Annotated in this window: 19 protein-coding genes; 8 read left to right on the top strand and 11 right to left on the bottom strand. The window is 71.7% G+C overall.

The features are described from left to right. Positions 1 to 102 precede the first annotated feature (102 nt). Both recR and ACFUJ1_RS29585 read right to left on the bottom strand, forming a co-directional pair. Positions 103 to 711, bottom strand: coding sequence for a recombination mediator RecR (gene recR / locus ACFUJ1_RS29590; RefSeq protein WP_233015562.1), 609 nt, complete (start codon positions 709 to 711; stop codon positions 103 to 105). Between the two features lie 8 nt (positions 712 to 719). Then, positions 720 to 1,052, bottom strand: a complete 333-nt coding sequence (locus tag ACFUJ1_RS29585) for a YbaB/EbfC family nucleoid-associated protein (protein ID WP_233015561.1) — start codon at positions 1,050 to 1,052, stop codon at positions 720 to 722. 189 nt (positions 1,053 to 1,241) lie between these two features. Here ACFUJ1_RS29585 and ACFUJ1_RS29580 point away from each other — a divergent pair, with 189 nt between their 5' ends. From ACFUJ1_RS29580 to ACFUJ1_RS29570, 3 genes are read left to right on the top strand one after another with little or no spacing between them, the layout of a single operon-like run. Continuing rightward, entirely contained in the window at positions 1,242 to 1,805 is a 564-nt protein-coding gene (locus ACFUJ1_RS29580; RefSeq protein WP_378650597.1) for a hypothetical protein, read from the top strand. Between the two features lie 41 nt (positions 1,806 to 1,846). Then, positions 1,847 to 2,677 carry a MerR family transcriptional regulator gene (locus ACFUJ1_RS29575; protein WP_378650596.1) on the top strand — a complete coding sequence of 277 codons (831 nt, stop codon included), beginning with the start codon at positions 1,847 to 1,849 and terminating at the stop codon, positions 2,675 to 2,677. A 14-nt stretch (positions 2,678 to 2,691) separates the two neighbouring features. Further along, complete coding sequence (locus ACFUJ1_RS29570; protein ID WP_378650595.1) at positions 2,692 to 3,033, top strand: VOC family protein; 342 nt, start codon at positions 2,692 to 2,694, stop codon at positions 3,031 to 3,033. Here the strand turns inward: ACFUJ1_RS29570 and ACFUJ1_RS29565 are convergent. Further along, a complete protein-coding gene (locus ACFUJ1_RS29565; protein WP_378650594.1) occupies positions 3,030 to 3,464 on the bottom strand; it encodes an SRPBCC family protein in 435 nt (144 codons plus the stop codon). The genes ACFUJ1_RS29570 and ACFUJ1_RS29565 overlap by 4 nt on opposite strands. A 259-nt stretch (positions 3,465 to 3,723) precedes the next feature. On the opposite strand from ACFUJ1_RS29565, the gene ACFUJ1_RS29560 reads away from it, so the two are divergent. Continuing rightward, positions 3,724 to 5,157 (top strand): FAD-binding oxidoreductase, encoded by a 1,434-nt coding sequence (locus ACFUJ1_RS29560; RefSeq protein WP_378650605.1) that lies wholly within the window; start codon positions 3,724 to 3,726, stop codon positions 5,155 to 5,157. After that, on the top strand, positions 5,154 to 6,470 hold the full coding sequence (locus tag ACFUJ1_RS29555; RefSeq protein WP_378650593.1) for a class I SAM-dependent methyltransferase: 1,317 nt from the start codon (positions 5,154 to 5,156) through the stop codon (positions 6,468 to 6,470). Before ACFUJ1_RS29560 ends, ACFUJ1_RS29555 begins: the two co-directional genes overlap by 4 nt. A gap of 155 nt (positions 6,471 to 6,625) precedes the next feature. On the opposite strand, the gene ACFUJ1_RS29550 is transcribed toward ACFUJ1_RS29555, so the two are convergent. The 5 genes from ACFUJ1_RS29550 to ACFUJ1_RS29530 all read right to left on the bottom strand — a co-directional run bounded on the left by ACFUJ1_RS29550 (position 6,626) and on the right by ACFUJ1_RS29530 (position 17,753). After that, positions 6,626 to 10,099, bottom strand: a complete 3,474-nt coding sequence (locus ACFUJ1_RS29550; protein ID WP_378650592.1) for a protein kinase — start codon at positions 10,097 to 10,099, stop codon at positions 6,626 to 6,628. A 117-nt stretch (positions 10,100 to 10,216) separates the two neighbouring features. Further along, the gene (locus ACFUJ1_RS29545; RefSeq protein ID WP_378650591.1) at positions 10,217 to 11,266 is read right to left on the bottom strand and encodes an esterase-like activity of phytase family protein; all 1,050 of its coding nucleotides are present in this window, start codon (positions 11,264 to 11,266) and stop codon (positions 10,217 to 10,219) included. Between the two features lie 215 nt (positions 11,267 to 11,481). Next, the gene (locus ACFUJ1_RS29540) at positions 11,482 to 13,632 is read right to left on the bottom strand and encodes a 3-hydroxyacyl-CoA dehydrogenase NAD-binding domain-containing protein (protein WP_378650590.1); all 2,151 of its coding nucleotides are present in this window, start codon (positions 13,630 to 13,632) and stop codon (positions 11,482 to 11,484) included. Between the two features lie 37 nt (positions 13,633 to 13,669). Beyond that, positions 13,670 to 14,881, bottom strand: coding sequence for an acetyl-CoA C-acetyltransferase (locus ACFUJ1_RS29535; RefSeq protein WP_233015553.1), 1,212 nt, complete (start codon positions 14,879 to 14,881; stop codon positions 13,670 to 13,672). Between the two features lie 253 nt (positions 14,882 to 15,134). Next, complete coding sequence (locus ACFUJ1_RS29530; RefSeq protein ID WP_378650589.1) at positions 15,135 to 17,753, bottom strand: DNA polymerase III subunit gamma and tau; 2,619 nt, start codon at positions 17,751 to 17,753, stop codon at positions 15,135 to 15,137. A gap of 202 nt (positions 17,754 to 17,955) precedes the next feature. On the opposite strand from ACFUJ1_RS29530, the gene ACFUJ1_RS29525 reads away from it, so the two are divergent. Together ACFUJ1_RS29525 and ACFUJ1_RS29520 are read left to right on the top strand one after the other, a co-directional pair. Next, positions 17,956 to 18,168 carry a hypothetical protein gene (locus ACFUJ1_RS29525; protein WP_378650588.1) on the top strand — a complete coding sequence of 71 codons (213 nt, stop codon included), beginning with the start codon at positions 17,956 to 17,958 and terminating at the stop codon, positions 18,166 to 18,168. Beyond that, positions 18,155 to 18,970, top strand: coding sequence for a hypothetical protein (locus ACFUJ1_RS29520; protein WP_378650587.1), 816 nt, complete (start codon positions 18,155 to 18,157; stop codon positions 18,968 to 18,970). Before ACFUJ1_RS29525 ends, ACFUJ1_RS29520 begins: the two co-directional genes overlap by 14 nt. A 6-nt stretch (positions 18,971 to 18,976) precedes the next feature. On the opposite strand, the gene ACFUJ1_RS29515 is transcribed toward ACFUJ1_RS29520, so the two are convergent. Continuing rightward, positions 18,977 to 20,233: a neutral zinc metallopeptidase gene (locus ACFUJ1_RS29515; protein ID WP_378650586.1), complete on the bottom strand. Its 1,257-nt coding sequence runs from the start codon at positions 20,231 to 20,233 to the stop codon at positions 18,977 to 18,979. A gap of 104 nt (positions 20,234 to 20,337) precedes the next feature. On the opposite strand from ACFUJ1_RS29515, the gene ACFUJ1_RS29510 reads away from it, so the two are divergent. Continuing rightward, entirely contained in the window at positions 20,338 to 21,951 is a 1,614-nt protein-coding gene (locus ACFUJ1_RS29510; protein ID WP_378650585.1) for a DUF2207 family protein, read from the top strand. A 16-nt stretch (positions 21,952 to 21,967) separates the two neighbouring features. Here ACFUJ1_RS29510 and ACFUJ1_RS29505 read toward each other — a convergent pair whose 3' ends face one another. Continuing rightward, on the bottom strand, positions 21,968 to 23,272 hold the full coding sequence (locus tag ACFUJ1_RS29505) for an ROK family protein (protein ID WP_378650604.1): 1,305 nt from the start codon (positions 23,270 to 23,272) through the stop codon (positions 21,968 to 21,970). A 466-nt stretch (positions 23,273 to 23,738) separates the two neighbouring features. Next, positions 23,739 to 24,452 carry a hypothetical protein gene (locus ACFUJ1_RS29500; RefSeq protein WP_378650584.1) on the bottom strand — a complete coding sequence of 238 codons (714 nt, stop codon included), beginning with the start codon at positions 24,450 to 24,452 and terminating at the stop codon, positions 23,739 to 23,741. Between the last annotated feature and the right edge of the window lie 206 nt (positions 24,453 to 24,658).

The following is a 24,658-nucleotide window of genomic DNA, read 5'->3' as shown; positions in this document are numbered from 1 at the left end:
TGGCCCCGCCCTCCAGCCCCTGCCGCCCCGGGGGCGTGACCGCCGCGCTGACCAGCGGGACTTCCCGGGGCGGCGAACCGCCCGGCGAAGCCGGGCCAAACATCACAGCGCGCGGCGTCCCGACAGGGCCCGGCCGAGGGTCAGTTCGTCGGCGAACTCCAGGTCGCCGCCCATGGGCAGCCCGGAGGCCAGCCTGGTCACCGACAATCCCGGGAAGTCGCGCAGCATGCGCACCAGGTAGGTGGCCGTTGCCTCGCCCTCGGTGTTCGGGTCGGTCGCGATGATGACCTCGCTGACGTCGACCCCGTCCTGCTGGTTCCCGATGCGGGCGAGCAGCTGCCGGATGCGGAGCTGGTCCGGCCCGACCCCGTTGAGCGGGTCGAGCGCGCCGCCGAGCACGTGGTAGCGGCCGCGGAACTCGCGGGTGCGCTCGATCGCCTGCACGTCCTTGGGCTCCTCGACCACGCAGATCATGGTGCGGTCGCGGCGCGGGTCGACGCAGATGCGGCAGAGCTCGCCGTCGGAGACGGTGCCGCACTCGGCGCAGAAGCGCACGCCGTCGCGCACCTTCTGCAGCGCCGCCTGCAGCCGGTCGATCTCCGGCGCCTCGACCCCGAGCAGATGAAAGGCGATGCGCTGCGCGCTCTTCGGACCGACGCCGGGCAGCCGCCCCAGCTCGTCGATCAGATCCTGGACCGGGCCCTCGTACACCTACGGCCTCAGAAGCCGGGCAGCTGGCCGCCGCCGAGACCGCCGGAGAGCGGGCCGAGCCGGTCGGCCGCGAGCTGCTGCGCGTTCGCCATCGCGTCGTTGACCGCGCCGATCACCAGGTCCTGCAGCCCGTCGACGTCCTCGGGGTCGACGACCTTCGGATCGATGGTCAGCGCGACCACCTCGCCGGAGGCCTTGATGGTGACCTGCACCAGGCCGCCGCCTGCCTGCCCCTGCACCTCGGAGGCCGCGATCTCGGCCTGGGCCTCCATCACCGCCTGCTGCATCTGCTGCGCTTGCGCGAGGAGCTGCTGCATGTCGAACTGGCCATCGGGTTGCACGGGAATTCCTTCCAGCGGGCGGGAATGTCAGCGTCCAGACTAGTCCGCGCCGGGGACCGGTACATCGCCGGTTTTGCGAGGATTTATCATGGAACTCGGGTCGGGCCCGAGGAAAATGTTGCACCGGCTACAGTGCAGCGATTTTCTCGAACAGCCAATCGATGACCGGTAGCGACCCTGGAGCCGACGATGTCCCCGCTTCTCCGTAAGTCCGTTCTCACCATAGCCGCATCGGCGCTGGCGCTGCTGTTCGCCTGCGCAGGCCCCGCGCAGGCCGACTCGGGTGTCACCGACTACGGCGGCGGCTGTGTCCTGGACTCCGGCAATCGAGCGGCGACCATCGATGCGCTCCGCCTCCGTTGCACGCCGGACCAGCAGGATCTGCTGTTCCACGAGGCCGCGCCCGGCGCCGCCCCGCGCGGCGTCACCAGCGGCTGGGTGGTGCGCCCCGGCTACGTCCAGGGCATCGCCCCCGCCTTCTGGATCGGCAAGACCTTCGCCACCGGTCCGGACGGCGGCCCCCTCACCAACCGGGTCACCGGGCTGGACATCGCCGCCTGGCCGGCGAACATCCACCGCGGCACCGCGCTGCTCGACGGCCGCCCGGCCTGGGTGCTCGACTACACGCCGTCGCCGACCCCGCAGGTGCACGACGAGGTGCGCGAGGTCGCGCCCGGGGTCTGGTTCGGCTACTCGTGGTGGCTCGGCGAGGTGAACACGCTGCTGCTGACCTTCGTGGTCGCCACGCCGTGATCGGTTGACTCTCCCGCCACGGGAGGGTGTTCGCTGAACCCATGACAGCGACCGTCCCGATCGGGGAGTTCTCCCGGTTGACCTACCTCAGCGTGAAGGCGCTGCGGTACTACCACGACATCGCGCTGCTCGAGCCCGCGGCGATCGACCCGGGCTCGGGCTACCGCCGCTACTCGGTGGATCAGGTGCCGTCCGCGCACCTGATCCGCCGCCTGCGCGCGCTGGACATGCCGGTGGAGGAGATCCGCACGGTGCTCGGGGCGGCCGACGGGCCGACGAGGGACGCCGCGCTGCGCGCGCACCTGCTCCGGATGGAAGAGGAGCTGAACCGCACTCGCGACGTGGTCGCCTCGCTGCGCGCGCTGCTCGCGCCGGGAACGCGCGCGCTCGCGGTGGAGTACCGCGGCACGGCCGCGTTCCCCGCGCTCACCGTCACCGAGTGGGTTGCCCGCGCCGATATCGGGCCCTGGTGCGGCAGCGCCTTCGCCCTGCTCTACCGGACGCTGGCGGCCGCGGGGGTGGCGCCCGCCGGGCCGGGCGGGGCGACGTACTCCGCCGCCTGGTTCGCGGAGGACGCGGGCGAGGTGACGGCGTACGTCCCGGTGCCGCCCGGGACCGGCGGGCCACTGCCTGCGGCCGCCGACACCCACCCCGCGCCGCTGCTCGCCGAACTTCCCGGCGGCCGGTTCGCGGTCGCCGTGCACGAGGGCGGCTTCGAGGACTTCGACCGCAGCTACGGCGCGCTCGGCAGCCACGTCGCCGCGCACGACGTCTCGCTGCCGGAGCCGATCCGCGAGATCTACCTGGCCGGGCCGGACCGGGGCGACGACCCGGCCGGCTACCGCACCGAAATCTGCTGGCCCATCCGCTGATTCAGGAGGAACCCATGTCACTCGAGCTCGCGCACGTCACCATCGACAGCGAGAACGCCGCCGCGCTGGCCGGCTTCTACGCCGAACTGCTTGACCGGAAGGTCGATCCGGAGGCGTCGGAGTACTTCGCCACCGTTGGCGGCGCCCCGACGCTCATGTTCATCAAGGTGCCGGACAAGACGCCGGGCAAGAACTCGGTGCACCTCGACCTGCACACGCCGGAGCGGCGGGCGCAGGTCGAGCGGGCACTGGCCCTCGGCGCGAAGCAGCTCGGCGATTTCGACGAGTACGGCGCGCGCTGGACCACGCTGAGCGATCCCGAGGGGAACCTGTTCGATATCGGCGACAGCCGCTAGGCCAATTCCTGCTTCAGGTTCTCCAGCACCTCGGCCTGGATCTTCTTCAGGCCGAGCGGGGCGAAGATGCCCTCGAAGATGCCCTTGACCCCGCCCGCGCCGTTCCACGTGGTGAGCAGCGTGACCGTGGAGCCGGTTCCGTCGGGGCTCACGGTCCAGGTGGTGACCAGGGTGGAATTCGAATCCGTCTCGGTCACGGTGGAATCCGTCGCGGTCACCACCGCGTGCACGCTGCGCTGCCGCTTCTCGGTGGCCTGCAGGATCCACTCGGCGACGGTGCCGGTGCCCTTGCCACCCTCGAGCACCTTGTAGTCGCGGTAGTGCGCGCTGAGGATGCGCGGCCGGACGGTGTCGTAGTCGGCCACGGCCGCCAGCACCCGCTGGGGATCCGCGGGCACCGTGATCGAACTGCTGGCGCTGACCTGTCCCACTTCGCACTCCTTCTCCGGACGCCTGCCCCGGCGCCCTGCTGTCCGAAACGTCCGGGCTGAGGCGCCCGGACGCCTGAGATCCTGCCCGATGCGGTGTTCCGGCACGAATGCGCGCCCACCGTCGAGCCGGTTACAACACCGCCGTGTTACCTGCTTGTTCCCTGTTCGCCGTCTCCCGTGACATTTCTCGGCCGACACGGTGAACTTGATGGCCGGTGCCGGTTCGACGTACTAGCGTCGAGGGGTGGCAGTGAGTCCGATGAGGAAGGCCGGCCACGTCCCGGCCGCACGCGAATCCGGTTTCGCCGCGCATCAGGAAGGCGTCGAGCGACTACTCGCGAGCTATCGCGCCATTCCGCCCGATGCAAATGTCCGTTTGGCGAAGAAAACCTCGAATTTGTTCCGGGCGCGGGCGAGCAATTCCGCACCGGGGCTGGATGTCTCCGGCCTCACCTCGGTGATCGCGGTCGACCCGGAAGCACGCACCGCCGACGTCGCGGGCATGACCACCTACGAGGATCTGGTCGCCGCCACGCTGCCGTACGGGCTGGCGCCGCTGGTGGTGCCGCAGCTCAAGACGATCACCCTCGGCGGCGCCGTGACCGGGCTCGGCATCGAGTCCAGCTCGTTCCGCAGCGGGCTGCCGCACGAGTCGGTGCTGGAGATGGATGTCCTGACCGGCTCCGGCGAGATCCGTACCGTCCGCCCCGACGGCGAGTACGCCGACCTCTTCCGCGGCTTCCCGAACTCCTACGGCACGCTCGGCTACACCGTCCGGCTGCGGATCGAGCTGGAGCCGGTGCTCCCCTACGTCGAGCTGCGGCACCTGCGCTTCCACGACCTGCGCGCCCTCGAGGCCGCACTGACCAGGATCGTGCTGGACCGGACGCACGACGGCGAGCGGGTCGACTACCTGGACGGCGTGGTCTTCACCGCCGACGAGAGCTACCTGGTGCTCGGCAGGCAGACCGACGAACCGGGCCCGACCAGCGATTACACCGGGATGGCTATCTTCTACCAGTCCATCAGGCACGACGGCGCCGCCCCGAAGCGCGACCGGCTCACCATCGGCGACTACCTCTGGCGCTGGGACACCGACTGGTTCTGGTGCTCCCGCGCCTTCGGCACGCAGAACCCGCGCATCCGCCGGTTCTGGCCGAAGAAATACCGCCGCAGCAGCTTCTACTGGAAGCTGGTCGCGCTGGACCGCAAATACGGAATCGCCGACCGGCTCGGCGCGCGGAAGGGCAACCCGCCGCAGGAGCGGGTGGTGCAGGACATCGAGGTTCCGGTGGAGCGCACCGCCGACTTCGTCGAGTGGTTCCTGCGGGAGATCCCGATCGAGCCGATCTGGCTCTGCCCGCTGCGCCTGCGCGACAGCGAGGCCGAGGCCGCCGCGGACGGGCGCGCCTGGCCGCTGTACCCGCTGGCGCCGGGGCGCACCTACGTGAACGTGGGCTTCTGGTCGGCGGTGCCGACCGTTCCCGGGCAGCCGGAGGGCGCGGCCAACCGCGCCATCGAGCGCACCGTCACCGAGTTCGACGGCCACAAATCGCTGTACTCGGATTCCTTCTACGACAAGGATGAATTCGCGGCGCTCTACGGCGGCAGCCATTACACCGAGTTGAAAAAACGCTACGACCCGGACCAGCGGCTGCTGGACCTGTATGCGAAGGCGGTGCAGAGACAATGACAACTTTCCGAGACCGATCCGACGTATTGGCCGAACTCGGAACGAAATTGACGATCGCGGAGATCATCGAAACGCTGATCGACGGCCCGGTGCCGGTTCGATTCACCGCGTTCGACGGCAGCGCGACCGGCCCGGACGACTCCGAGTTCGTCCTGGAGATCCGCAATCCGCGCGGCATCAACTACCTGGTGAACGCGCTCGGCGACCTCGGCCTGGCCAGGGCCTACATCGCGGGCGACCTGATCGTGCACGGCGTGCACCCGGGCGACCCGTACCCGGTGCTGCGGGCCATCCAGTCGCTGAAGTTCCACCGGCCGTCGGCGCTGACCCTGGTCACCATCGCGCGCTCGCTGGGCTGGGAGCGGCTGCGCCCGGTCCCGCCGCCGCCGCAGGAGACGCTGCCGCGCTGGCGCCGGGTGGCGCTGGAGGGGCTGCGGCACTCCAAGACCAGGGACGCGGAGGCGATCCACCACCACTACGACGTCTCCAATGCGTTCTACGAGCACGTGCTCGGCCCGTCCATGACCTACACCTGCGCCGCCTACGGCGACCCGGACTGGACGCTGGAGCAGGCGCAGGAGAACAAGTACCGGCTGGTCTTCGACAAGCTGAAGCTGACGGCGGGTGACCGGCTGCTCGACATCGGCTGCGGCTGGGGTGGAATGGTGCGCTACGCCGCCCGGCGGGGAGTCCGGGTGATCGGGGCGACGCTCTCCGCCGAGCAGGCCGCCTGGGCGCAGAAGAAGATCGCCGACGAGGGGCTCTCCGACCTCGCCGAGGTGCGGCACAGCGACTACCGGGACATCCCGGAGTCCGGGTTCGACGCCGTCTCCTCGATCGGGCTCACCGAGCACATCGGGGTTCACAACTACCCGAGCTACTTCCGCTTCATCCAGGGCAAGCTGCGCGAGGGCGGGCTCTTCCTGAACCACTGCATCACCAGGCACGACAACACCAGGACCACCAAGGCGGGCGACTTCATCGACCGCTACGTGTTCCCGGACGGTGAGCTGATCGGCTCCGGGCGGATCATCAGCGACATCCAGAATGTCGGGCTCGAGGTGTTGCACGAGGAGAATCTGCGCGAGCACTATGCCCTCACGCTGGCCGAATGGTGCGACAACCTGGTCGAGAACTGGGATGCCTGCGTCGCCGAGGCCGGGGAGGGGACCGCCAAGGTCTGGGGGTTGTACATGGCCGGGAGCCGGCTCGGGTTCCAGCGCAATGTGGTGCAGCTGCACCAGGTGCTCGGGGTCAAACTCGGCCCCGACGGTCTCTGGAACGTCCCCCTCCGCCCCTGGTGGACCCCGTAGTTCCCGCACCCTCCGGGCTGGGCGGATTTATGCCCACCCCGGGGGGACAACGCCCCGGGGCCCTCCGGGAAGTGTGGCCCGCCGTGGCCGGCCGGAGGGCTTCTTGCTCCGGCGGCAGCCGAAGGGGCTCCACCCCGTAGGGGTGGAAAAACTTCTTACTCTTCCGCTCCGAGCACTCGGAGGATCGCCGTGATCCCCGGCCCGGTGTCGAGCAGCGGCCGCGGCCACCCGATCTCCGCGCAGGTGGCGGCAACGGGCCGCACGAGATGCGCCGCCTCCCCGACCCACCCCGCGGCAGCGAGGCACTCCGCAAGCAGCAGCGTGGTGTCGAGCTCGGCCCGCGGCCGCGCCTGCTCCACGGTCCGGCTGCGCAACGCCCGCGCCCGCCGCACCGCCCGATCCGCCGGCTCACCCTCGACCCCGGCAGCATGCTGCGCCAACAGCGTGCGCACCGCCGCGACCTCCTCCGCCTCGGCGATCAACGCCGCCGCCCCGCGCCGCCGCCCGGCCCCGTAGGTCGCCCCGTCCGGCTCCCTCGGCTCCGGCGCCGCGAACCCGAGTCGCAACCGCTCGGCCTGCACGTGCGCGGCGAGCCGAGCCAGGTCGTTGACCTCGGCCAGCCGGGCCCCCTCGTCCAGCCGGGCGATCGCGGCGCCCGGATCGCCGCGCAACGCCTTCACCCGCGCCCCGATCACGTAGGCGGGGATCAGGAACTCCACCGGCCCGATCCGGGTGGCCAGCCGATGGCTCTCGTCGAGCAGCTCGGCCGCGGCTTCCAGATCCCCCTGCCGGTACCGCAGCTCGCCGAGCATCGCCGCCGCCAGCCTGGCCGCGTGCGAGCGCGGCCCCGACCGGTTCAGCGCCAGTTCGTAGGCCCGCCGGTACCGGTCGTCCGCGACGCCCACATCGAGCAGCTCGTAGGCGGTCGCCCCCTCCCCGCACAGCCCGAAGACCGCGCCGAGCGGATCCTTCGACCCGGCGTGGTACTCGGCGGCCAGGTGCTGCACCCGCGCCGCCTCGGCGAAGTCGAACTCCGCCCAGTGCACGAAACTCGCCAGGTTGGCGGCGGTGGAGACGGTCCAGGCGGGCAGCTCGGCGGCCCGGTCCAGGCAGTCGGCCACCCGGTCGAGCACGCCGTCGGTGCGGTCCCGCGCGACGTCGTCCGCGGCGGCCAGCACCGCGGCCTCGCAGCGCTGGGCGACCACCTCGGCATCGTCCGACGACCCGCGCGCCAGCAGGTTCGAGAGCTTCCCGAGCGTGCTCCGCGCCGCGCCGGACTGCTGCAGGTTCACATTGGCCCGCGCCACCGCCATGAGCAGCTTGGAGCGCGACGCCACCTGCTGCATCGGCAGCTTGGAGACGGTGCCGAGCAGCGTCGCCAGCCTTGACCCGTCGATCAGGTCCATGCCGCCGCCCTCGAGCAGGTCCAGCGCCATGGTGAGGTCGGCCGCGGCGAGCGCGTGGTCCACCGACTTGCGCAGCTGCTGATGCTCGGCGAACCAGCGGGATGCCTTGCGGTGCAGCGCGCGGGAGCGGCCGGGCCGCACCCGGTCCAGCCGGGCGCGCAGGTACTCGGCGAAGAGCGGCTGGATCCGGAACCAGCTCGGGTCCCGGTTGCTGCGGGTGACGAAGAGCTCCCTGGACTCGGCGTCGGCGAGCAGCAGCTCGGCCTCCTGGTCGCCGGTGAGCGCGGTGGCCAGCGCGCCGCTGACCCGCTCGGTCACCGAGACGTCCATCAGGAAGTCGAGTAGCCGCGGCTCGAGGGCGTCGAGCACGTTCTCGGTGAGGTACTCGCCGATGCCGTGTTCACCGGGGCTCTGCACCAGCCGCTCCGGATCGGCGCCGTTGCGCAGCGAGAGCGCGGCCAGCGCGACCGCGGCCGGCCAGCCGTCGGTGGCCGCGGCGATCGCCTCCACCTGGGTATCGCTCAGGGTCGGCGGCTCGCCGTGCGCGAGCACCGCGCCGGTCTCGTCGGGGCCGAAGCGCAGCCGCGCGGCGTCGATCTCGACCAGTTCGTCGTCGACCCGGAGCCTGCTCAGCGGCAGCGCGCCGAGATCCCTGGTCGCGATGACGAAGCGCAGGTGGTGGCAGCCGTTGCCGAGCAGGGTGTCCAGCACGCCGCGGGCGCCCTCGTCGGTGATCCGGTGCCAGTCGTCGATCAGCACGACCACCGGCTCGTCCGAGGAGTGCAGCTCATCGATCAGGGTGGCGACGACGTAGCCGATGCCGTCCGCCGGCCGCTCCTCCAGCACCTGCCCGAGGCCGAGCCCGATATCGGGGCGCACCCGCCGGATCGCCTCGACCATGTGCGCGAGGAACCAGCTCGCGGCGTCGTCGTCGGCGTCGATCCCGATCCAGGCGGCGGCGATCCCGCGCTCCTGCAGCTCCGCCCGCCACTGCGCGGCCAGCGTGCTCTTGCCGTACCCGGCGGGGGCGTGGATCAGCGCCAGCCTGCGCAGCCCGCCCGAGCGCAGGATGTGCAGCAGCGCGCCGCGGCGCACCGGCGCGCGCAGCGGGGTCGGCGGCCGGAACTTGGTGGCCGGGGTGGGCGGGACGGTGCTGCGCTCCTTCCCGTCCCACCCGGGGGCGCCGCGCCGGGTCGGCTCGGGGCCGGAGTCCGCACCGGCGGTGCCGACCCCGCCGTCCGCCCCGCCGAACCCGGCGTCGACGACCAGCGGCAGCGCCATCTCGTCCGGCGGCCTGCCGTGCGCCCGCTGCACCGCGCGCAGTAGCTCACCGAAGGCGTAGGCGCTGGGTGGGCGCTCGTCGGGGTCGGGGGCCATGGCCCGCTCGATCACACCGGCGACATCGTCGGGGATGGCGTGCTGGCGCAGGTCGGGCACGGGCTGCGTGGTGATCCGCAGGAACTGGGCCACCACCTTCTCCCCCGCCTGCCGTTCGAAGGCGGCGTGCCCGGTGAGCACCGCGAAGAGCGTGGCGCCGAGGCCGTAGATGTCGGAGCGCACGCTCGGCTCCTGGCCGCCGAGCACTTCCGGTGCGGTGTAGGCGGGCGAACCGGTGATGAGATTGCCCGACGTCCGGAATCCGCCCGGGATGCGGGCGATGCCGAAATCCGTGAGCTGCGGTTCGCCGTAGGCGCTGAGCAGCACGTTCGCCGGTTTCACGTCCCGGTGCAGGATTCCGGCGCGGTGCGCGCTCTCGATCGCGCCGGACAGCCGGACCCCGGCGCGCAGCGTGTCGGCCCAGCCGAGCGGCCCCTGCTCGCGCAGCGTGTCGTCCAGCGAGCCGCGCACGCAGAACGGCATGACGATGATCGGCAGCCCGCTCGGCGTGACGTCGACCTGCAGGATGTCCAGAATGTTGGGGTGCCCGGAGAGCCTGCCCATGGCCTGCTCCTCGCGCAGGAAGCGGGCCCGGCTCTCGGCGTCCAGATCCGAGGAGAGCACCTTCACCGCGACCACCCGGCCGAGCGTTGCCTGCACGCAGCGGAAGACGACGCCGAAGCCGCCGCGGCCGATGGTCGCCGCCTCGGCGAGCCCCATCCCGGCCAGCTCGGCGACGATCTCGTCCAGCTCGTCGGCCGGGCCCGCGTCGGGCAGGTGCCTGCTGGTCTCGGATCCGGCCGGTCCCCGGTCGGGGGCCGCCCGTTCCGGCGAGGGTAGGTTCACCGGACCACCTCGACCTCACTCGACGGCGTGGCGCACACCTTCCAAAGTAGCGCGCCGAATGCCGGTACGGTGCGCTTCCGCCCGGCGCGGCGGCGCACGGCCGATCGGAGATTCCGATCAGCGCAGCGCCAGCGCGATCACCTGCGTCTTCTGCTTGTCGTCGAAGTTGTTGTCGCTCACCAGGATCAGCGTGCGCTCACCGGTGGCGAGCCGCGGCCCCCAGGTCATCCCCTCGATATTGTCCACGTGGCCGAGGCCGAGCTGGGTGAGATCGGCCACCAGTTGCTTGCCGACCGGCTTGGCGCCGCCGATCGGCTTGTCCAGCACGGTGCCCGCGCCCGCGATGTCGGCGCGAAAGATCCGGATCCGGTTGCCCTGCCCGGCCACGTAGCTCCGCTCCAGCACCAGCAGCTTGGTGGGGTCGAGCGGATTCTCGGCGAGGATGCTCGCGACGCCGTTGTTGCCGTCGCCCGGCGCGAAGATCGGCTCCACCGGGTAGGCGTACTGCGCGAGCACCGGCCCCGAGCGCGCCTGCACGGTGAGCCGGACCGACGCGCCCGCGGCGGCGCTCGGCTCGGGGCCGTCCTGCAGCAGCGGCCCCTCCAGCGCGGTCACGAAGAGCATGCCGTCGGCGGCGAAGGTGGCGCCCTCGAGGCCGGCATTGCGGCGCGGGCCCGCGTTCACGCGCATGGCGGTGTTGCCCGCGATCGGGAGCTCGCCCGCGTAGCCGCCGTCCGGGTGCGCGATCCGGGTCGCCGGGTCGATGAGCAGGTCTTCGAACCGCTCGCCCTCCTGGGTCCAGACGAAGTCACCGGTGCGCGGATCCACCCGGATCTCCTCGGGATCCACCGAGAGCGCGCTGTATTCACCCCCCTCGGGGGCCTGGAGCGGGTGCGTCCCGGTGAGCGTGATCGGGCCGATGCCCTTGTCGTCCACGGCGAACCGCGCGGTATAGAACCGGGCCGGGTCGCGTTCCGAGCGATCGTCGCTGATCAGGACGTATTCGCCGGTGCGCGCGGCGAAATCGATCCCGGAGAGCCCGCCCACCGCCGTCCCGTCGAACTCCAGTCCGAAGGGAAGCACCTGTTCACCGAGGAGCCGGACCGGGGGCGGCGCGGCCCCCGCCATCGGCGTTCCCCCCGGCAGCACCAGTGCCGCACCTGCCAATACACCTGCAACGGCCCGACCCGTCCGCCCAACTAGCACGCGATAAAACTAGCCGAACTCGCGAGTAGGAGTGAAGAGCACCACAAACCGTACGGTTACCGAACACCGTGCCGTTCACCACAGCGAAACGCGGTGCGCGGCCCCCGGATCCGTGCAGTGGGAAAAGCGACGGGCCCGCCACCGCGGCGCGGTGACGGGCCCGTCGGGCTTGCCTGCTACTTGCGCAGCGAGGCCGGAACCTCGAAGCGCTGGCCGTAGTGCTCGGCCAGGTAGTCGGCACGGGCCACGAAGGCCTCCTGCCCACCCGGGTAGCCGACGATGAACTGGTGCACGCCACCGGTCCAGGCCGGGAAGCCGATACCGAAGATCGAGCCGATATTGGCGTCGGCGGTCGAGGTGAGCACCCCTTCGTCGAAGCACTTCTGGGTCTCGATGGCCTCGGCGAACAGCATCCGGTCGACCAGGTCCTGGAACGGGACCTGCAGGTCGGTGCTGGTCTTGAAGTGATCCCGGATGCCCTGCCAGATGTGCAGGCGCTTGCCGTCCTCGTCGTACTCGAAGAAGCCGGCCTTCTCCAGCCTGCCCGGGCGGCCCTGCTCGACCATGAAGTCGACGACATCGAGCGCGGGGTGCCGCTCGGTGCCCATGGTGATGTCGCCGCGCTCGGCCGCCTCGGTGGTCTCCTTGGCGATCTTCTGCATGAGCTTCATGTTCAGCTCGTCGGTGAGCTGCAGCGGCGCGGCCGGGTAGCCCGCGTGCAGACCGGCCTGCTCGATGGTGGCGGGCTCGATGCCCTCGGTGAGCATGGCAATCGCCTCGTTGACGAAGGTGCCGATCACCCGCGAGGTGAAGAAGCCGCGGCTGTCGTTGACGACGATCGGGGTCTTCTTGATGGCGAGGGTGTAGTCGAACACCCTGGCCAGCGCCTCGTCCGAGGTCTTCTCGCCGCGGATGATCTCGACGAGCGGCATCTTGTCGACCGGCGAGAAGAAGTGGATGCCGACGAAGTCGTCCTGGCGCTTCACCCCGGCCGCGAGGCCGGTGATCGGCAGCGTGGAGGTGTTCGAGCCGAGCAGCGCGTCCGGCGCGACGATGTCCTCGATCTCCTGGAACACCTTGTGCTTCAGCTCGGTGTTCTCGAAGACCGCCTCGATCACGAAATCGACGCCGGCGAAATCGGCCGGATCGGCGGTCGGCGTGATCCGCCCGAGCAGCGCCTTGGACTTCTCCTCGGTGGTGCGGCCCCGGGAGAGCGCCTTGGCCTCGATCTTCTCGGAGTAGTTCTTGCCGCGCTCGGCCGCCTCGATGGTGACGTCCTTGAGCACGACCTCGAACCCGGCCTTGGCGGAGACGTACGCGATGCCCGCGCCCATCATGCCAGCGCCGAGCACGCCGACCTTCTTGATCTCGCGCTTCGGCACGTCCTTCGGCCGCGAGCCACCGTTGTTGATGGTCTGCAGGTCGAAGAAGAACGCCTGGATCATGTTCTTCGCGACCGGCCCGGTGAGCAGGTGCACGAAGTAGCGCGACTCGATCAGCGAGGCGTCGTCGAAGCCGACCTGCGAGCCCTCGACCGCGGCCGAGAGGATGGCGCGCGGGGCGGGCATGTTGGCGCCCTTGAGCTGCTTGCGCAGGTTCGCCGGGAAGGCGGGCAGGTTGGCCGCGAAGGCGGGCGAGGCCGGGGTGCCGCCGGGGATCTTGTAGCCCTTGACGTCCCAGGGCTGCACGCCGCCGTCCGGGTTGGCCTTGATCCACGCCTTTGCGGCCGGGATCAGCTCGTCGACCGAGCCGACCAGCTCGTCGACCAGGCCGATCTCCTTGGCCTTGGCCGGCTTGTTGCGCTGGCCCTCCAGCAGCACCTGCAGCAGCGCGACCTGCAGGCCGAGCTTGCGCACGGTGCGGATGATGCCGCCGCCCGCGGGCAGCAGGCCGAGCGTCGCCTCGGGCAGCCCGATCTGCGAGCCGGGCACGTCGGCCGCGATCCGGTGGTGGGTGGCCAGCGCGATCTCCAGGCCACCGCCGAGCGCGGCGCCGTTGACGGCCGCGACGACCGGCTTGCCCAGGGTCTCCAGCTTGCGCAGGGCGCCCTTGATCTCGGCCAGCTCGTCGAAGAGCGCCTGCGCGTCGTCCGGGCCGACATGCATCATGTTCTTCAGGTCGCCGCCGGCGAAGAACGTCTTCTTCGCCGAGGTCAGCACGACACCGGTGATGTCGTCCTTCTCCGCGACCAGCCGATCGACGGTGGCCGTCATCGACTTCTTGTACAGCTCGTTCATCGTGTTGGCGCCCTGGTTCGGGTCGTCCATCGTCAGTACGACGATGCCGTCCGAATCCTTTTCCCAACCGATCATGTTGGCTTCGCTCACAGCTCTGTGTCTCCTAATTTCCGGCTGCCGGTTGGGGTCAGACCCGCTCGATGATGGTCGCGACGCCCATGCCGCCGCCGATGCACAGGGTGACCAGCGCGTAGCGCGCGTTGCGGCGCTCCAGCTCGTCGACCATGGTGCCGGTGATCATGGCGCCGGTGGCGCCGAGCGGGTGGCCCATCGCGATGGCGCCGCCGTTGACGTTCAGCTTCTCGTCCGGGATGTTCAGGTCCTTCTGGAACTTGAGCACCACGGAGGCGAACGCCTCGTTGATCTCGACCAGGTCGATGTCGTCCAGCGTCAGCCCGGCCTTGGCCAGCACCTTGTGCGCGGCCGGGGTGGGGCCGGTCAGCATGATGGTGCCGTCCGCGCCGGAGGTGGCGGTGGCGACGACGCGCGCGCGGGGGGTCAGCCCGGAGGCCTTGCCCGCCTCCTCGCTGCCGACCAGGACCAGGGCGGAGCCGTCGACGATGCCCGAGCTGTTGCCGCCGTGGTGCACGTGGTTGATCTTCTCCACGAAGTGGTACTTCTGCAGCGCCACCGCGTCGAAGCCGCCCATCTCGCCGACCACCGAGAAGGAGGGGTTCAGCTTGGCCAGGTCCTCGACGGTGGTGCCGGGGCGCATGTGCTCGTCCCGGTCGAGCACGATCAGGCCGTTGATGTCCTTCACCGGCACGATGGACTTGGCGAAGTAGCCGCCGGTGGTGGCCTTGGCGGCCAGGTCCTGCGAGCGCACCGCGTAGGCGTCGACGTCATCGCGGCTGAAGCCCTCGATGCTGGCGATCAGATCGGCGGAGACGCCCTGCGGGACGAAGTAGTTGTCGTAGTTGGTGGCCGGGTCGAGCGCCCAGGCGCCGCCGTCCGAGCCCATCGGCACGCGGGACATCGACTCGACGCCGCCGGCCAGCACCAGGTCGTCGAAGCCGGAGCGCACCTTCTGCGCCGCCATGTTGACGGCCTCCAGGCCGGAGGCACAGAAGCGGTTGATCTGCACGCCGCCGACGGTGTCGGGCAGCTTGGCGCTGAGCACCACGGTGCGGGCGATATCGCCGCCCTGGTCACCCACCGGGGAGACGACACCGAGGATGAGGTCCGAGATCCGGTCCTCGTCGAGGTTGGGGAAGCGGTTGCGCAGCTCCTGGACCAGACCAACGGTCAGGTCGACCGGCTTGACCGAGGTCAGCGTGCCTTTCTTGTTACGGCCGCGCGGGGTGCGGATGGCCTCGTAAATGTAGGCCTCAGTGGTCATATCGGGGTGTTCCTTCCTAGGGGTGCGGCGGTGCGGACTCTCGTCCGTCCAGACGCTTCGTGCCCGTACCGCGAGCGGTGCGGACGCGGGGGGTTACCTCGCCGACCGGCCCTGGGACCGACCGTCCTGACGCTGTACAAAACCGGTCATGCAGCGGTCGGCGCGTTTGCGCGCCCCGACCGAGCTCGGCCACCCGACCATACTACCGCGTGTGCGAACTCCGGTTAACTTAACGTGTTGAGGGCAAGGGTTGTCAACCATCCAGCCGTGTGGCACCCAGCTCACTGCGGAGCAGCTCGAGCGCCAGCTCGTCCGGGTCGCGCCGATCGCCGGGCGCCACCGGTTCCGCGGCGGCCTCCAGCATCTCCCGCTCCTCCTCCGCCGTGGTGGGCGGGATGGCGGCGCCTGCGCCGTAGCCCGAGCCGTTTCCGCTGGTCGCGGTGGGGTCGGGCGGGTAGGCGCCGTCCGGGCCCGGGTCGTCGGGGAGGTCGGGGTAGTCCGGGGGCGGGACGTCGTCGTACGGGGTGCGGCTCGGTGGCGCGGCGGCGCCGCGGCCAGCGGGGAGTGAGATGGTGCGGCCGCTCGGCGGGGCCGGTGGGGCGGGTGGCTCGGGGCGGGTCGTCGGGCCCCAGGTGGGTTCCCCTTCGGGTTCCTCCGCGCCCGGCTCGGGGCGCGCGCGGTTCCCCTCCTTGTTCTGGCTGGGGCGGGAATAGCGGGCTGCGCTCTTCTCCGGCTTGCGCTCGGCGCCGCGGCCCTGCTGCCTGGCGGGGGCCTGCTGCCGCCGCGGCGCGGCGCCGCCCGCCTCCCAGCGCAGGTCCAGTTCGCGGTTCAGCACCGCGCGGATGGCGGAGCGCACCGCCTCCACGTTGCGCGGGTCGGCGAGGCGCTGCGCCAGTGGCGGGCTCTGGTGCGCGAACACCACGACGCCGCGCTCCACCCGCAGCACCGACGCGCCGGAGAGCAGTGCCTGCAGGGTCGGGCCGAATTCCCGGACCCGGCTGCGGATCTCCGGCCAGGATTCGGTCACCACGCGCTGGATCTCGGCATCCGAGTCCCCGGCGCCGCCCGGCGCCGAGCCGGACTCGTCCGGTTGCGCCGTCGATTCGTCCGCCGGAGCTTCGACGGCCGCGGGAGCGGGGTCTGCCGTACTCGGCGCAGGTGCCTCAGCAGCCGTTTCCTGCGGCTCGGCCACGGTCACGTCCCCGGCGGCGGCCTCCGACGATCGCTCACCGACGTCCGCCGTCGGCCCGGTTGTCTCCACGGCGGACGACTCGCGTACCTCCTGCTCGTCGTCGTCTGCCGGCCCGGCCGCAGTATCCGCGCCGAGGGCCCCCTGTTCACCCGTAGGCGCGACAGCGGCACCCGCGCCGGTCGGGGCCGCACCGATGCCGTCGGTCGCAGCCGGCCGTTCTTCGCGCGGAGCGGGAGCGGCCGACTCGGCCCGGCCGGTGTCCGATCCACTTCCCGGCACATCCTCCGGGCCGAGCTCGGGCACCTCTTCGGCCTGCTGAGCGGCATCACTCGCCGCCGGAGCGTCGGACGCGCTCGCGGCACCGTCCTCGGACGACCCGTCCGGTTCACCCCCGCGCTCCCGCCGGAGCGCAGCCAACGCCTCGGCCCCGCGCCGCCGCGGCGGCTGGTCGGCGCCGACGACGGGCGCCGGATCCGGCGGCACCGCGACGGTCGCGCCCGCACCGCTCGGCGGCGCGAAGACCCCGCCCGCCACGGCCTTCTCCAACCGCTCCAACCGCTGCAGCGTCGCCGCGTCGGAGTCGGAGGCGGCGGGCAGCAGCATGCGCGCGCAGACCACCTCGAGCAGCAGCCGGGGCGCGGTGGCGCCGCGCATCTCACCGAGCCCCTCGTGCAGCAGTTCGGCGTACCGGGCGAGGGTCGCGGGGCCGATCCGCCCCGCCTGCTCGCGCAGCCGCTCCAGCACGTCGTCGGGGCCGGCGACCAGCCCGCGCTCGGTGGCGTCCGGCACCGCCCGGACCAGGATCAGGTCGCGCAGCCGCTCCAGCAGGTCGACGGCGAAGCGGCGCGGGTCGTGTCCCGCCTCCATGACCTGCTCGACCACCCCGAAGAGCGCGGCGCCGTCGGAGACCGCGAGCGCGTCGATCGCCCCGTCGATCAGCGCGACGTCGGTGACGCCGAGCAGCGCCACCGCCCTCGGGTAGGTGACGCCCGCGGGCCCAGCCCCGGCCAGCAGCTGGTCGAGCACGCTCAGGCTGTCTCGCGGCGAACCGCCGCCTGCCCTGATGACCAGCGGGTACACCGCGTCCTCGACCGGCACCGCCTCCTGCTCGCAGATCTTCCCGAGCAGCCCGCGCATGGTGGCGGGCGGAAGCAGCCGGAACGGGTAGTGGTGGGTGCGCGAGCGGATGGTAGGCAGCACCTTCTCCGGCTCGGTGGTGGCGAAGACGAAGATCAGGTGCGCGGGCGGCTCCTCGACGATCTTGAGCAGGGCATTGAAGCCCGCCGTCGTCACCATGTGCGCCTCGTCGACGATGAACACCCGGTACCTGGACTCCGCTGGCGCGTAGAAGGCGCGGTCGCGCAGCTCGCGGGTGTCGTCGACGCCGCCGTGGCTCGCGGCGTCGAGTTCGATCACGTCCAGGTTGCCCGGCCCGCCGGGGCCGAGCGCCACGCAGGAGGAGCAGACTCCGCACGGCGTCGAGGTCGGCCCGTCCACGCAGTTCAGCGAGCGCGCCAGAATGCGCGCCGACGAGGTCTTGCCGCAGCCGCGCGGGCCGGAGAACAGGTAGGCATGGCTGATGCGGCCGGTGTCGAGCGCGGTGCACAGCGGTTCGGTGACGTGCTCCTGCCCCACCACCTCAGCGAATGTTGCCGGTCGGTACTTCCGGTACAGAGCCACGGCCAGAGGTTACCGGCGGCCACCGACAGCGGGCCAGCCGCGCTCCGCCTGTCCGGAAAGCGATCCGGCGCACCGCGAAGCGTAACTAGTGATGTAAATCACAGTGCTGCATGAACCCTTTTCCCGGACCCGGGGCACACCACTTCGGGCTATCGGGGAGCAATCACCCGCTGCCGACAATCGTTCGGCCACCGTTCACCCGATGGGAACCACCCGACAGCTCGCCAAGCCGACCCAAGGCCGGTTTACCCCTCTCTTTACCGCCCGCGCGCATCAGGTTTGTCGAGCGGCTGGCGTGCAATTTGCTGGTTATCGTGGATTGATCCCCGGAAAATTCAGCGCCACCACGGAATCCAGCGGCGACACGATCGCCACCGATTCGACGAGGAGTGTGTATCGCCGTGCCGTCGTGTGACACCATCGCCGCAGCCTGGCTCGCGCGCACCGAGTTCGCCGCCGACCGCTCCGCGGTCGCCCTGCTGAGCCGGGCCATCGATCCGCCGGAGTTCGCGCCGGAGCGCGAGCCGCTCCCGATCACCGCCGCCGCCGAGCCCGCCGCCGCCGCGGCCATCCTGGAGCTGCTCGAGCACGGCGAGGTGCCGACGCTGGCCGCGGTCCGCACCCACATCGCGCACCGGGAGCTGCGCGGCGAGGCCGAGCGGACCGCACGGCTCGGCGAGCTCGCGCAGTGCGGCATCGACGACTTCGGGCGCATCCTGGCCCGGCTCACCCACGACCACTGGATCCGGCACGGCACCGGCCCCACCCGCCGCGACGTCCTCGACGCCCCCGCCGTGCACACGGCGGTCCGCGAGCACGTCGGCGACGTCGCGCCGACCTCCGTGCGGCACCTCTGGCTGCTGGAGCGGGCGCAGCGGGCGGGCTGGATCGCCTACAACACCAGCCCGCGCTCGCTCTGCGCCGGCCGCCGCTTCCACGCCGCCAAGTACGGGCAGCGGGTCTCGCTGCAGCCGGTGGAGACGATCGGCACCCTGGTCGCGCGCTTCGCCGACGACCACCGCACCAGGTACGACCGCTCGCCGCGGTGGAACACGCTCGCCCACGACCTGCGGGACAACCGCGGCCGCCGGGTCTTCTTCGACACCGCCGACGCGCACGTGCAGCGGCTCTGGCTGGTCACCGCGGGCTGGCTGACCACCCCGGACGACCTGCCCGCGCCCGGCCCGCTGGCTCGGCGACTGCTCGCCGCGCGCTGACCGGGCTCAGTTCACCTGCCCCGCGGCGGCGGTGAAGGTGTTGCAGCGGGCGGTGCGGTTCTGCTCGACGCCGGTCTCGAACCACTCGCCGCCGTTCTCGGCGGTGCCGTGGTCGCGCATGTCGCCCGCCTGGTCGCCGCGGCCGTAGGCGTCGCGCCTGGCCACGTTGAGCTGGGTGGAGCTCAGCGAACCCGCCTCCGACGAGCTGCCGATGAACATGCCGTCGAAGCAGTTGGCCTGCAGCTCGACCCGGCGGGAGAGCTCCAGCCCCTGCGTGCTGCGCACCCCGGCGTCCACCCGGTCGCTGTTCGCCTTGCGCAGGATGCCGCTCAGCGCCTGCACGTGGTGGCCGTACTCGTGCGCGAAGACCGACAGGTAGACCACCCAGTTGTCCTTGAAGATGTCGGTCTGCAGCTGGCTGATCGGCATGTAGATGGTCTGGTTGGCCGGGCAGTAGAACGCGGCGAACTCGCTGGTGGTGCCGGTGCACGGGGTGGTGACGCCCGCGGTGGAGGCGGTGATCGAGAGCGCCGGGTCGGCGAACGGGAGGCCGGCCTCGGTCAGTACCGGGCGCCAGGCGTCCGCCAGGCACCCGGCCGCGGTCTCGAAGAAGGTGCGCGCCACCTCGACCCCGGTGCCCCACGGCGCGTAGTCGCAGTCGGCGGGCAGCAGGGTGGCCGAGGTGTCGGTGAGCAGCGGGTTGGCGGCGGTCTCGGCCGGGCCGCTCGCGGTCTCGCCCGGCGGCTGGTAGCCGAAGCTCGGGTCCGGCCCGGTGGACTGGTCGGCGGTGTGCGCGGCGGCGCCGAGCCGCACCAGCCCGATGACCACCGCGAGCACGACCGCGAGCACGGTGAAGACGATCTTGCCGCCACCGGACTTGCGCGGCCGGTTCGGGCGCCCCGGCGGGCCGTAGGGCGCGGGCGGCCTGCCGTACGGCGGGGGCGCCCCGTAGGGCTGCGGCGCCCCGTACGGCTGCGGCGCCCCGTACGGCTGCGGCGCGCCGTAGGGCTGCGGCCGTTGCTGCGAATACGCCTGCGGCGGCGCGTAGCCCGGCGACCGATCGGATCGCCCCTGCGCCGAACTCGGCCGCCCGGGCGGCGGCGCAGGATAACCCGGCGGCGGTGCGGAGTGCCCGGGATAGCCCGGCGGAGGCGCGGGGTAGCCGGGCGGCCTGCGCTGGTCGGGTTGCTGCGGATAGCCCTGCGGCGGGCGCTGCCCCGGGGGCGGCCCGTAGGGATCGTACGGCCCCTGACCTCCGGACACCGGGCCATGACCGTGCGGAGGTCGAGTCACTCCACCGTCCCCCTCCGCTTCACAGGTTCAACAGCCGCCGACGAAGGATAGCAACCCGTCTAGAGTATCCAGCCATGCTGAGTTTTCGGGGGGGCGCCCGAGCCGCACTCCTGCTCCTGGCCGCGGCCGCACCCCTGGCCGCCGCGCCGCTCGCCGCCGCCCAGCCCGCGCCGGGCGCCGCGATCATCGCCGATCTGACGCTGAACCGGGACGGCGTGCTCGAGGTGGTCGAGACGATTTCGGTGCCGGACGGCGGCCAGTTCACGATGTCGCTGCCGCTGCGGCTCGATCTCGGCGACGGCAGGGAGCGCCGCTTCGAGGTCACCGACGTGGCCACGCAGGGCACCGGGACGACGACCTTCGCCGACGACCGGTTCACCATCGAGGCGAACCCGGGCGAGTCGACCTTCCGCTACCACGTACGCAATACCGTCGGCGTCGCGCCGGAGAGCCAGGTCTTCAACTGGGTCGGGCTGCTGAACGCCGACGTCTCGTCGATCAGCGCCACGGTGGTCGCGCCGAGTTACCAAATGGCGCTGGTGGACTGCAAACTCGGCCCGATCGGCGCAACCAGGCCCTGCGCGGACGTGCACATCGAGCCGGACGGCGTGCTGTACCTGGAGCAGACCGGGCTGCAGCGCGGCGACGCCATCGACCTGCGGCTGCAGCTGCCGCCGAACACGGTGCCCGCCAATGCCGACGTCACCGAGCCGGGCCGGTCGCCGTTCGCGCTCTCCGCGCCCGCGCTGATCGCCTTCGGCGTGCTGCTCGCCGCGCTGGCAGGCATGGCGGCGCTGGTGCTGCGGGCGCGGCGCGGCGTGGCCGACGACGGCACCCGGGTCATTGATCCGCTGCTGCGGGAGGGCAGCACCGTGCAGTTCACCTCGCCGGAGGGCGTACTGCCCGGCGAGGCGGGGCTGCTGCTCGACGAGCACGCCGACCCGGTCGACCTCGCCGCCACCGTCGTCGACCTCGCGGTCCGCCGCTACCTGCGGATCACCCGGATCGCGGAGGCGGACTGGCGGATCGAGCGGGTGAACCCGGCCGACGACCAGCTGCGCGATTACGAGCGGATCGTCTACGAGACGCTGCTGCCCGCCGGAGCGGACACCGTCCGCTTCTCCGAGCTCAGCGCCCCCGGCCGGATGTCGCTGGACGCCCTGCGCGCCGGGCTGATCGCCGACGCCGTCGCGCGCGGCACCTTCACCGACCCGCGCGGCCGCGCACTGCCGCGCTACCTCGGTGCGGCGCTCATCGCGGTCGGCGCCGCGGTGACCGTCGTGCTCGCGCTGACCGCGGGGCACGCACTGGTCGGCGTCGCCATCGCGCTCGGCGGGGTGGCCGCGCTGCTGCTGCCGAGCAGGCTGCCGCTGCGCACCGACCGCGGCCGCGAGCTGGCGGCCCAGCTCCGCGCCATGCAGCGCGGGCTGGAGCAGGTCCGGCGCGCGGACGTCCCGGTCGATCAGCAGGAGCTGCTGTTCTCCCGGGCCCTGCCCTTCACGGTGGTCGGCGGGCGCGGGGACAACTGGATCCGGGTGTTCGGCGATCTCGATCCGACCGCCGACGGCGACCCCGGGCTCTACTGGTTCGGCGGCTTCGAGCGCGATCGCGACCTGCGCCGCTTCGCGAGCCACTTCCCCTACTTCATCACCGCGCTGGAGCGGCTCTTCGGCGGCGCCACCCGCTGAGCGGGTGCCGCGCGCCTCAGGCCTGCAGCCGGCGGACGGCGCCGAGCGGATCGGCGTAGAGCACGCTGAGCGAGGTCACCACCGCGGCGAATTCCTGCACCTTGCCGCCGAATCCGCTGATCCGGATATCGGTGGGCGGCAGCTGGCTGCCCTGCTGGAAGGCCTTGGCCACGTGCGTCACGGCCGGGCGGTAGGCGGTGAAGGCCTGGCCGCCGAGAACCACCCGGTCCGGGTTCAGCATGTCCCGGACGAGCGCGACGGTGTGGCCGAGGATGGTGGCGCGCTCGGCGAGCAGCTCGCGCGCGGGCTCGGAGCCCGCCTCCGCGGCCCGGTACAGGTCGGCGATGGTGGTGCCGCCGGTTCCGTTGTGCGCCGGGATGATCCCGCGCCCGACGGCGCGCGCGTGCACCGAGCGATCACCGACGGTGACCTCGAGGCAGCCGGTCCGGCCGCAGCTGCACCGCACGTCCGAGCCGGTGGGCAGGTGCGCGATGGAGCCGGGGCCGTTGCTCGGGGTGTGCACCCGGCCGTCGAGGGTGACGGCGATGCCCGCGGTCTCGCGGACGTAGAAGTAGAGGCTGCTGCCCTGGCCCGGGCCCTTGTCGCCGGCCGACTTGCGGCCCGGCTTCTCGCCGACGCGGGCCGAATCCGGAACCGGGAGCAGCAGTTCGGAGGCGGCCATGGCCTCGACGTGCGGCGCGACCGAGACCGGGAGCTCGAGCACCTCGCCGAGCACCGAGCCGACGGCGGCGCCGTGCCAATCCAGCTTGGGGTGGTCGACGACGCCGGTGAGCGGATCGACCCGGCCGCCGATGGCGACACCCGCCCAGAGCGGCTTGCGCCGGTGCCAGCGCTGCAGGAAGGCGCGGGCGCTGCGCGCCACGGTGTTCACCGCGAACTGCTGCCCGGTCTGCGGGGTGGCGATGGCGAGGCCGCCGAGGATCCGGCCGCGCAGGTCGGCGGCGACGATCTTGGTGGCCGCGGCGCCGATGTGGATGCCGAGGGTCAGGTACTTCTCGTGGTCCACCTCGAAGGGGACCCGGGGGCGGCCGACGGCGCCTGCGGCGGTGAGGTCCGGCCGCTCGCGCAGCAGGCCGGCCGCGAGCAGCGCGGAGACCTGCCGGTTCACGGTGGCGATGCTGGAGCCGGTGCTCCTGGCAGCGTCGTCACGGGAGACCGGGCCGGTGGTCGCCGCGCGGAGCACCGCGGCGGCTGGATTGTCGGCGACCCGCAGTTCGGGGGTCACGACGGGGCGCTGGGTACGCGTACGGGCAGTAGTCGACGCGGACCGCGAGGTTCGTTCGGCGGTACGGGTGGACATCGTGGAAGACGACATCGTGAATCCTTATGCAATGTCCCGATCGGGACGGATACCTACGGGGTGCGGCAACGAGGCAGCACAAGCCCTGGGTGTGGGCTCAGCCGCGGCGGCGGGAACAACACAGTTCCCGAGTCAGCGGAAGCCGAAGGCCGAGCGCGAAGGTCACGTAGGTGACCTTCGGGGCGGCGGTACGGCTGGCAGGCATAACTAGACGGTAACACCGGAGCACGGGCCCCACCAAGCTTTCGGTGCGGAAAAACCGGGTAATACCTTCCGATCGGATTCATTCCGGTGCCGAATCACGGCTGGTGAGAATAGTTTTCGTCAGGAGGGTGGGATACCACACCTTCTCCGGACAGCACGAAGCCCCGCTCGGTGGGTGAGTCACCGGGCGGGGCTTCGTGGTGGGGTTGCGCGACCCCGCCGGAGCGGATCTCCGGCACGGCCGCGCGGGGCGCGCGCCTGCCTACTTGGCGGGCGCGGGGGCCGGCGCGTTGACCGTCTGGAAGTACTGGATCACCGCGGCGATCGCCACCGGAGCGGTGACGAGCAACTGACCGGCAAGCGTGCCGAGCGCGCCGATGGCGATGACGCCACCGAAGCAGCCGATGACCGCGGCCGGGACGAACGGGCCGAACAGGCCGACGATGGTGGCCGAGGCGACGGTGGCGCCCGCGATGCCGCCGAGCACGCAGCCCGCGGCGCCGCCGACCAGGCCGCCGACCAGGGTGCCGATGGTGGCGCCGGCGGCGATGGTGCTGGTCAGCCTGGTCCAGGCCGCGACCTCACGGTCGTACTCGTTCTTCCACGGCGCCTTGTCCTCGTAGGGCAGCGCGACCGGCTTGTACTGCGCGTGCGCCACGTCGAGCAGCGGCGTCAGGGTGGCGGAATTCCCGGCGATATTCGCGGCGATCGGGAACTCGAACTCGTCGATACGGAAATTCAGCGCGGTGCCGGCCACGACGGTGCCGTTCGGCGCCTTGACGCGGAACTCGTTGTCCTCGACGACCAGCGAGCCCTGGTCGATCGAGATGATCGACTGGGTGTCGGTGGCGTGCGCGGTGAAATTGACGCCGCCGGACTCGGCGGGTGCCTGCGGCGCTGCCCCCGCGGTGCCGGTCACAACGCCGGTCACCGTGGTGACCAGGGCCGCGACTACGGCCAGCTTCCTCATCCTCATGGAGCTTCCCTCATCTCGTAGAGCTTTCGCCGGAAAGCATGTGTTACGGGAGGGTCACACGACGAGGGAAAAAAGCAGCACGATTCCAATGGGTCCGAGGTCGTTCGGGCGGACTGCGTTTCCATCCGAGCGAAAGTATTCCGCCGCGCGAAATATTCCGCTGCGGTCTGCTTCGAGCGCCCGGGACAGGGCGGTTACTCGGCGCC

This window comes from Nocardia sp. NPDC057227, from assembly GCF_042669725.1.
Lineage (GTDB): Bacteria > Actinomycetota > Actinomycetes > Mycobacteriales > Mycobacteriaceae > Nocardia > Nocardia asteroides_A.
The sequence above is the reverse complement of the archived record's forward strand: the minus strand, read 5'-3'. Positions and strand labels throughout refer to the sequence as shown.

Coding starts and splice junctions, on each gene's coding strand:
- ACFUJ1_RS29580 (WP_378650597.1), top strand. CDS start 1,242: ATGTCCCCGCTTCTCCGTAAGTCCGTTCTCACCATAGCCGCATCGGCG.
- ACFUJ1_RS29575 (WP_378650596.1), top strand. CDS start 1,847: ATGACAGCGACCGTCCCGATCGGGGAGTTCTCCCGGTTGACCTACCTC.
- ACFUJ1_RS29570 (WP_378650595.1), top strand. CDS start 2,692: ATGTCACTCGAGCTCGCGCACGTCACCATCGACAGCGAGAACGCCGCC.
- ACFUJ1_RS29560 (WP_378650605.1), top strand. CDS start 3,724: ATGAGGAAGGCCGGCCACGTCCCGGCCGCACGCGAATCCGGTTTCGCC.
- ACFUJ1_RS29555 (WP_378650593.1), top strand. CDS start 5,154: ATGACAACTTTCCGAGACCGATCCGACGTATTGGCCGAACTCGGAACG.
- ACFUJ1_RS29535 (WP_233015553.1), bottom strand. CDS start 14,881: ATGACCACTGAGGCCTACATTTACGAGGCCATCCGCACCCCGCGCGGC.
- ACFUJ1_RS29525 (WP_378650588.1), top strand. CDS start 17,956: ATGGGAACCACCCGACAGCTCGCCAAGCCGACCCAAGGCCGGTTTACC.
- ACFUJ1_RS29510 (WP_378650585.1), top strand. CDS start 20,338: ATGCTGAGTTTTCGGGGGGGCGCCCGAGCCGCACTCCTGCTCCTGGCC.
- ACFUJ1_RS29505 (WP_378650604.1), bottom strand. CDS start 23,272: ATGTCCACCCGTACCGCCGAACGAACCTCGCGGTCCGCGTCGACTACT.
- ACFUJ1_RS29500 (WP_378650584.1), bottom strand. CDS start 24,452: ATGAGGATGAGGAAGCTGGCCGTAGTCGCGGCCCTGGTCACCACGGTG.